This is a genomic window from Caldivirga sp., from assembly GCF_023256255.1.
GTDB lineage: Archaea > Thermoproteota > Thermoprotei > Thermoproteales > Thermocladiaceae > Caldivirga.
The window spans coordinates 1-8815 of sequence record NZ_JAGDXD010000031.1 but is presented as its reverse complement, the minus strand read 5'-3'; the positions used below and the strand labels follow the sequence as shown (position 1 = coordinate 8815).

The 8815-nt window shown below is 43.3% G+C and carries 7 protein-coding genes; 5 read left to right on the top strand and 2 right to left on the bottom strand.

Features of this window, described 5'->3' with window-relative positions:
* On the bottom strand, positions 1-986 hold a 986-nt coding region (gene thsB / locus Q0C29_RS05540; protein ID WP_291999668.1), incomplete at its 3' end, for a thermosome subunit beta.
* A gap of 131 nt (positions 987-1117) precedes the next feature.
* Between thsB and Q0C29_RS05535 the strand changes: the two genes are divergently transcribed.
* The 3 genes from Q0C29_RS05535 (at position 1118) to Q0C29_RS05525 (ending at position 5992) form a co-directional block, all read left to right on the top strand.
* Positions 1118-1585, top strand: coding sequence for an 8-oxo-dGTP diphosphatase (locus tag Q0C29_RS05535; RefSeq protein WP_291999667.1), 468 nt, complete (start codon positions 1118-1120; stop codon positions 1583-1585).
* A 292-nt stretch (positions 1586-1877) separates the two neighbouring features.
* Positions 1878-3986 (top strand): glutamate synthase-related protein, encoded by a 2109-nt coding sequence (locus Q0C29_RS05530; RefSeq protein ID WP_367173633.1) that lies wholly within the window; start codon positions 1878-1880, stop codon positions 3984-3986.
* Entirely contained in the window at positions 3980-5992 is a 2013-nt protein-coding gene (locus tag Q0C29_RS05525; protein WP_291999665.1) for a glutamate synthase, read from the top strand. The genes Q0C29_RS05530 and Q0C29_RS05525 overlap by 7 nt, the downstream gene beginning before the upstream one ends.
* Before the next feature lie 5 nt (positions 5993-5997).
* Here the strand turns inward: Q0C29_RS05525 and Q0C29_RS05520 are convergent, their stop codons facing one another.
* The gene (locus Q0C29_RS05520) at positions 5998-6363 is read right to left on the bottom strand and encodes a RidA family protein (protein ID WP_291999664.1); all 366 of its coding nucleotides are present in this window, start codon (positions 6361-6363) and stop codon (positions 5998-6000) included.
* 141 nt (positions 6364-6504) lie between these two features.
* Between Q0C29_RS05520 and Q0C29_RS05515 the strand changes: the two genes are divergently transcribed.
* Both Q0C29_RS05515 and Q0C29_RS05510 read left to right on the top strand, forming a co-directional pair.
* Complete coding sequence (locus Q0C29_RS05515) at positions 6505-7221, top strand: helix-turn-helix domain-containing protein (protein WP_291999663.1); 717 nt, start codon at positions 6505-6507, stop codon at positions 7219-7221.
* Positions 7222-7284: 63 nt separating this feature from the next.
* On the top strand, positions 7285-8815 hold a 1531-nt coding region (locus tag Q0C29_RS05510; RefSeq protein ID WP_291999662.1), incomplete at its 3' end, for an ABC transporter substrate-binding protein.

Sequence of the window (8815 nt, the reverse complement as noted above, 5' to 3'; positions counted from 1 at the left end):
TTCTCAATGTCACTCCTCTTAACCCTCCTAACAGCCATAATACCGGCCTTAGCTAAGTAGTATTGGGCTATGTCATCAATGCCCTTAGTTGTGAATATTACGTTGGCGCCTATTGACTTAAGCTTATCAACGTAGCCCCTTAGGATGTTCTCCTCCTCATCTAGGAATGCCTTAATCTGGGTTGGGTCCTGAATCCTAATCTCCGCATCAATCTCAGGCTTCTCAACCTCAAGTGGTGCATCAAGTAGGGCTATCTTAGCGTTAGTGATCTTCTTAGGCATTGCAGCATGAACCACCTCCTTATCAATAACTACACCTTGAATAAGCTGTGTATCAAGTAGGCTGCCTCCATGCTTCTTAACTAATTGAACATTATCCAGGTCGGCAATCCACCTATCACCCCTCTGCTCCTTAATCATTGAAACAGCCCTAGCTGCCAGTTCAGCGAATTGATCCTTAACGGTTTCACTAATCTTACCATGCATTGACGTTGCAGCCACCTTCTTAAGTACATCAATGTTATCCCTATCCACTGGGATCGCTATCTTAGTTAAGTACTGGATCGCAGCGTCAAGCCCCTTCTTGAAGCCCGATATTATGACTGTTGGGTGAATGTTCTTCTCAATTAACTTCTCAGCCTCATCAAGCAGCGCCCCAGCCAACACCACTGCGGTGGTTGTACCATCACCAACCTCGTCATCCTGCGTCTTAGCTATCTCAACCAGGAGTTTACCTATTGGGTGTTGTACATCCATTTCATTAAGTATTGTCGCACCATCATTAGTTATCGTTATGTCACCTAGACTATCAATAAGCATCTTATCCATACCCTTAGGCCCTAGGGTTGTCCTCATGACCTCTGACACTGCCTTGGCAACCATTATGTTTATCCTAAGAGCCTCCTTACCAAAGGCCCTCTGCGTCCCCTCCTTAAGCACTAGTACAGGGACTCCACCTATCTGGGCAATGTAGGCCTGCTGACTCATACGTGCCCTTAAAACCGCTTCTATATAAACCTTTCCTAATGTCGCCTAAATGAGGGCTTATTTAATTAATAAGTCAGTCACAAGCCCTAATACACTAACCCTTAATAATCCAACTGCACGCACTAAAATCCATGATATTTCTTGAGACGCTACTGTACATAATTAAGGATGGTAAAGTATTGCTAATAAGGAAGAAGAGGGGGTTAGGTAGCGGTTACTTTAATGGAGTTGGTGGTAAGGTTGAGAGTAATGAGGACATTTATAACGCAGCCATTAGGGAATGCATTGAGGAGATTGGGGTTAAGCCAAGGGAATTGAAGTGGATGGGGCTACTTGAGTTCTGGAACTACGATAATGGTAACGTTGAGTCAATTCACTTCGTCCACGTGTTCACAGCAAATGATTACGAGGGTGAGCTAAGGGAAAGCGATGAGGCTGAACCAATATGGTTTAATGTGGGTGAAATACCGTTTAATTCAATGTGGGAGGATGATTCCCTTTGGCTACCTATAATTCTAAGTGGACGGAGGGTGTACGGTAGGTTTATCTTCAATGGATGGAAAATGATCAACCATGAGGTTCACCCAATATGCATTTAAGGCTTCGGCACGTTAACTCAAGAAACTATATAATACCTGGGCCCTATATGCGTCAAGTTCATGCTATTAAACTGATTCTATATACTATGTCAAGTTTTTCACTTGCACTATACAATATGCAAGGAAAATTATCCCTATGGGTAATGCTTAAATATACCCTATTAGTTAGCCTACTGTGCATTACGTAGAGCGCCTTGATAATGTAAGGATTATAAATAGTTTTCTTAAAATACTCAATAAAGATTATACAAGGGACTTTTGGAGCAGTAGCGTTGTTGAGGAGATTAGGCAAATGGCAGTGTCAGGAAGGCCCATTAGGATATTCAGGAGGGGAGTAAGGGCCTACAGGATCCTTGATAGGTTAAGTTTCGGTAAGGATGAGGTGGTGCTGCATGGTGATGAAACCTACAGCTCAGACTTAACAACAAGCATTAGTGGTATTGAGTTGGCTGCGCCAATATACATCGGCGACATGTCCTTCGGTTCGCTCTCAGGGGTACCTAACGTTGTTGTTGCTGAGGTTGCTGATGAACTCAACCTAGTGGCTGGGACGGGTGAGGGGGGTCTTCACCCTGATGTTGCTAAGCATAGGAGGATATTTGTTCAATGGGCCTCAGCTAGGTTTGGGGTTGACATAGATGTTTTAATGAGGGGGTTAGGTATCGTAATTAAGATTGGGCAAGGGGCTAAACCCGGCATAGGTGGTCACTTGCCTGGTAATAAGGTGACTGGGCCCATTTCAATGGTTAGGAGGATACCAATTGGTGTTGACGCCCTATCCCCAGCCCCCCACCACGACATATACTCAATAGAGGACCTTAAGCAGAGGATTGATGCGCTTAAGGAGGCTACAGGTAAGCCGGTCCTTGTTAAAATAGCGGCCACTAATTATGCGCCTTACATTGTGGTTGGGATAGCTAGAATGGGTGCTGATGGAGTAATTATTGATGGGCATGGAGCCGGGACAGGGGCAGCGCCGCAGGTTGTTAAGGATAACGTGGGTATACCCATAGAGTTGGCTATAGCCTCTGTGGATAAGATGCTTAGGAGGGAGGGGCTTAGGGATGGGTTCACGGTAATAGCCTCGGGTAGAGTGTCGTCAGCTGATGATGCGGCTAAGATTATGGCTTTAGGCGCTGATGCTGTTGCCTTAGGTACATCAGTGTTAAACTCAATGGGCTGCATCATGGCTAGGACATGCCATACCGGCAATTGCCCAGCCGGCATAACCAGTAGGTTGGCTGATGGCTCAGTGGTGGTTGACCATGACTTAGCCAAGAGGGCGGTCATAAATTACCTCAAGGCGTTCCAAGCGGAGTTGGGGTTAATCCTCGATAATCTGGGCTTAGGGAACGTAAGGGAGCTTGTTGGGAGGAGGGATTTACTTAAAGGATACTGCATCACCAGTGAATTAGCTAAGATACTTGATGTTGCAGGAGACTGCACCAGCGAGTTACCGTTAAAGAACAATGGCTCAGTATGGACACCTGATTACTCAATATACGCAAGTCAATTAGCCAAGAAGGGGGATGTGGTGATAAGCAGCATGGGTAGTACAGGGCCTCCTGAGGTTGAACCACCTAAGAGACTCATTGATTGGCTTAGGTTGGATGGGGCTCAGGTTACGAAACCATCAATAGACCCCTATAGGGAGGACATAGACATGTCAGTTTACTTGGCGGGAGGGAGACTACAAATGTCAGCCCCATTAATAATTAGGCCACTTACTAATTGGAGCCCTGAACAAATTGAGAGAGCTAAATTTGTGGCGCACCTAATGGATATAGCCATAGATTTATATGGGTTTAGTAACCCATCAGGCAAGCATTCCTCAAGAACCATGTGGGATAGGTGGATTAGGGGAATTGGCGCATTAGTGCTTAGTTTAAGTGACTTAAGCAGTATGAAGACTATATATGAGTATGATTCACCAATATACATCAGGTTACCACCGTTACTAGACCCAATTAAGCCCATTGAACCCTACTTAAGCCAAATCTCAGGCATCATAATAGATGATGCTTTAAGTGGTGAGGTTGACCCAGAGGTATCAGTGGTTAATGCGGATCTTGAACTTAGGAGGAGGGGAATTAGATATAGTGTAGATGTAATAATTCACATGACATCCCTTAGGAGCTCAGGGGATGCGGTTAAGTTGGCTGCATTAGGCGCCGATGCAGTTGAGGTGAGCTCAATCATAGGTAAGGCAGTCACAGTGGATGGGTTTGAGGATAAACTGATAAACATCATTAACGGCTTAAGGAGGGAGATGGCTCAGCTCCTTGGGGCGGCAGGCGTGTATACCTACTACTCAACAATCATTGGCAATAGGGAACTGTTAAGGACCCTTGACCCAAGGGTTAAGGAACTACTTAAGGTTAAGGTGGCTGGAGAATGGTAATTATAAATCATTACCCATCATCATGCGGAATACTAGGCATCATTAGGGCAGGTAATGCCCCAAGCATAAGGGGCAGTGATGTAGTTGAGGCAATAAGCACAGTCAAGTACAGGGGTGTTGGGCTAGGGGCAGGCTACGCTGCAGTGAGGATTAATGGGCATGGTAAGTATAGGGTTGGGTTATTTGCCGTTAATGAATACTACAATGACGTTGAAAACCTCATCACCGAACACCTAGGCATTAGTGGAGCGAAGGTGACTAACATTAGGGTTAAGGGTAAGGTTGGTAAAGTGATTGATGCTGAGTATGAGTTGGAGGGTGTGGATGGTAATGTCGATGACCTAATTAACATAATTAACGATAGGTTATGGGAACTAGGAGGAATAGGTAGGGTTTACTACTGGGGAAGGCATATAACAGTCTTCAAGGGTATTGGACACCCTGATGAGGTGGCTAAAGTATACGGTGTCAATAATTATGAGGCAGACGCATGGATAGCGCACACGAGATTCCCAACGAACTCACCAGGTCACTTACCTTACTGGTCACATCCCTTTGCATTAAACGATACTGCAATAGTCCATAATGGTGAATTAAGCTCCTATGGAGTTAACGCAGTGCACCTAGGAACCACCATGGGGGTTAGGGGGCTTGTTGGCACTGATAGTGAGGCAGTGGCCTACATATTTAATTACCTAGTTAAGGTTATTGGGTTGGATATTGAAACTGCGGTTAAGGTACTGGTTAATCCATCCCTCAGGGGTATTACTGATCCATGGTTAATAAGGCTACTTAACGAATACAGGTGGGCTAGGCTCGATGGACCCTTCACCATAATAATGCTGATGCATCATGCGGATGACGTGTACCTAATAGCCTTAGCGGATAGGTTTAAGCTAAGGCCCGTGGTTGTTGGTTACGATGGACAATACTACTACGCCGCCAGTGAGGAGGCTGAAATTAGGGCAATTTCACCTAACGCAAGGGTCTGGACCCTAGCACCCGGTGGTTACTTAATAGTGTCCCTTAAGAGGGGGGTAGTATCATGGGGTAGGCCTAAGGAGCAATTGGATGTCTTCTTCCCCACTAGGTCATTCCCAAGGCAAAGTGATGGAGACGCCATTAATGCTAAGGGCCTAGATTATAGGGAGATTAATGAGGAGATACTTAGGAGGATTATGAACGGAAGTAGGCTTGTTAAGGTAATTAACGTTAATGGCCAGAGATTCATAGGCGTTAACCTACCTAGGTATAAGCTTAAGGATGTTAGAGTTGAGATATATGGTACACCAGGTAATGCATTAGCCAACTTAAATAATGGCGTTGAGTTCGTAGTCTACGGTAATGCTCAAGATGATGTGGCTGACACAATGCATGATGGTAAGGTTATTATCCACGGTGATGCAAGGGATGTTCTTGGGCAAACCCTCCAAGGTGGTAAAATATTCGTTAGGGGTAATGCTGGTAATAGGGTTGGGGTACAGATGAGGGAATACTCCAGTAAGAGACCATACTTAATCATTGGTGGTAGGGTTGATGACTACCTGGGCGAGTACATGGCTGGCGGAGTCATAATGGTTCTAGGTATTGACGCCTATAGGGCTGGTAAGGAGGCTGAGTTAACGGGTAACTACGTAGGGAGTGGTATGGTTGGCGGTAGAATATACGTTAGAGGTAAGGTGGATTACAGTAAGGTTGGCTTAGCACCATCAAAGCATGAAATAAGAGTACTAACTGAGGCTTTAAGGGAGGAGGGTTACCCTGAGGACACGCTTAATGAATGGTTGAATAGGGTTCTTCAAGTTAGTCATGTACCAAGGCCAATGGCCGATTATAGGGAGTTAACTGAGGATGAGGTGAGGGAATTAAAGCCTGTGCTCATGGATTACGCCAGGGAACTTAAAATTGATGAAAACCTTATCGATGACTTAATTGGTGAAAAATACACTATCATTAAGCCAGGCATCAAGGGAATTTTAACACAGGGCTATAAGGGATTTGAATAACTCAACTACTTACTAACAACAGCGATTACATCCACTTCAACCAATGCCCTGGAATCAATCATACCTGTAACAACTGTGGTTCTAGCCGGCCTACTCTTGAAGTACTCACTGAATAGCTTATTCATTACATCAAAGTACTTGGCATCAGCCAAGTAAACAGTGACCTTAACGACATTATCCAATGATGAACCAGCCTCAGTGAGTATTTTACTAATTTTACCAACAGCATTCCTGAACTGCTCCTCAAAGGACAAATCCTTACCTGGAATAGTACCCAACTGCCCTGACACGAAGACTAATCCATTGGCAACTATTGCGTGAGAATATGGACCAGCCTTAGGTAATCCCTCCACATCAATGCTCCTAATCATCAAGGACGCTGGATAATACTTGTTTTTAAGTATATCACGCATAATGTATGAAAACAGTGATGGGGGGAACTAAGTTGAGTGTAAATGACTTAAGCTTTAAAGGAGAATAAGTGATTACTTAGAATTAGTGGGTGATTTTTAGTGATTCCAGAAGGTTTAAGCAAGGTTAATGAACTAGCCTTAGTATCATTTAAATTTAGACATAGGGGTGATTGGACATTGTGGACTAGGATGATTAACGCACACTTCATAAGCACCACCTGGTACCCAATAATTGATTACGCCAATGTTGAAGTAATTAACGTTAAATGGGTTGATAAGGGATCTAATATACATGAGTACTTCACTAAGCTCAGTAAGAGAGGCTTAATTTATGACGTTGGCCTAGTGAAGAGAATTACTGATAACATGTACCTAGTGGGGTTCATGGGCCCATACCGAAATACCGTTAGGGAGAGACTAATATTGAATAATATACATTACTTTAAGTCATCAATATATGAGGGGGTTCAGGATTGGTTAATACTAGCACCATTAAACAAGGTTAATGATTTTAAGGAATCACTAAGAAGTATAGGCAGATTAATAAACTTCAAGATACAGCACATCACAAGTATAAGGGATGTTGCAAGAGTAATAGCTGGGAATAATAATCTATTGGACTACATTAAACTGGCGTTGACTAATAATGAACTTAAGACACTAAGAAACGCTTGGGAACTCGGCTACTTTAATTTAGGAAATAGAGCAACCTTAAGTGAAGTATCCGCAGCACTTAATAAGGATAAGTCAACCGTGGATAGGCAAATCAAGGAATCGATACGAAAGATAATTTACTACATAATGAGTATTATGTAGGTGAGTGCAACAAATTGCAAGTAATGCTTAAACAAGTATTATATATCAAGTCATGGAACAGGTATGAAACTCACACGTAAACTAATAATACTGGCATCGTTAACAATACTAATTGTTACTATGATTATTGCATTACCCCAGCAGGCTCAGAAGCCTCAAATAATATGGGCTGATTACGGTTCCTTAGTACTAACGGGTCCCATTTACAATCCATTTTACCCAAACACGCTGGCATCGGACTCTGTGACGAGTATAATGACCTATGCACCATTGGCACTTTATAACCCATTCAATAACCAGTTTTACCCTGTTTTGGCTAGGAATTGGAGTATTCAGCTTCTTCCTAATGGCTCCGGTATCTTGACTATTTACCTTAGGCATGGCTTATACTGGTTTAATGGTTCAGCAACAATACCATTCACAGCATGGGATGTTTACGCATACTTCTACATTGAGGATAAGGCATTTCAATCATATGCACCTTTCATGCAGCCTCAATACGCTGATGAATCTATAAGGGTAATTAACAATTATACAATACAGTTTTTATTCCAAACCTGGTCACCAATAGAATGGATACTGTTCATTACGGCTAGTATACCTACTCCATGGCCAATCTGGAAGTCTGTAGTTAAGGTGCTTCAGGGGATGAACTCATCACAAGCACTAGTATATTCAACAAATATAACTAGGATGAATACACCGTATTGGGGAATATTCCCTTACTACTTATCCTACATTAGCACATCAAGCCTTAAAATAACCCTAGAACCCCAGGGTCTTTTAAGCGAATGGCTTACACTCTTCCCATTAGCATCATGGAACTACTATGATCCAACCTTTGAGGAATTTTTCACGGGTAGTCAATATGTGGCAGCAATGGTTGCCCATAAGGCTACATGGGCTGGTGGATCAATGTCTGTTAAACAAGTTGCATTACTGAATAGTAGCGGATTCAGCGCATACTTTGCGCCAGACCTATCAGGTTGGGGTATAACGTTTAACCCTCATGTATATCCATTCAATATTATTAAGTTCAGGCAAGCATTATGCATGATATTTAATAGAAGCGCTGTTGCTGCAGCATGGGGATTAAATTACCCTAACTATTACCCTCAACCAGTGGCACCGGAGACCATTGATATATATCCATTAAGCGTTAGACAATTCCTAATACCATGCACATACAATACTACAAGCGCCGCCCAAATCATGCAGAGTTTAGGATTTAAGGAAATTAATGGATTCTGGTACTTACCTAATGGTACTGAGTTATCAATTGAGGTTCTTGCACCAAGTGGCTGGATTGACTGGGATACGATGGCTTCAGAAGCCATAACACAAATGCAGGCCTTCGGTTTAGATGCTAAATTAATAGCTCAGGATGCTGGAGCATACTGGGGTACTACAATACCTAGTGGGCAATATGTTGCAGCATTATCATGGACTACAGCCTTCACCCCATCGTACTATGCTGCCTGGGAAGCCCTAAGCTGGCCTTGGTGGGCTTTTGGTAATGCTATTTCCGCTAATGTTAAGGGTAGTGATACTTGGCCTTTCCAGTGGCCTAATGGTACATGCACACCGGTTACTG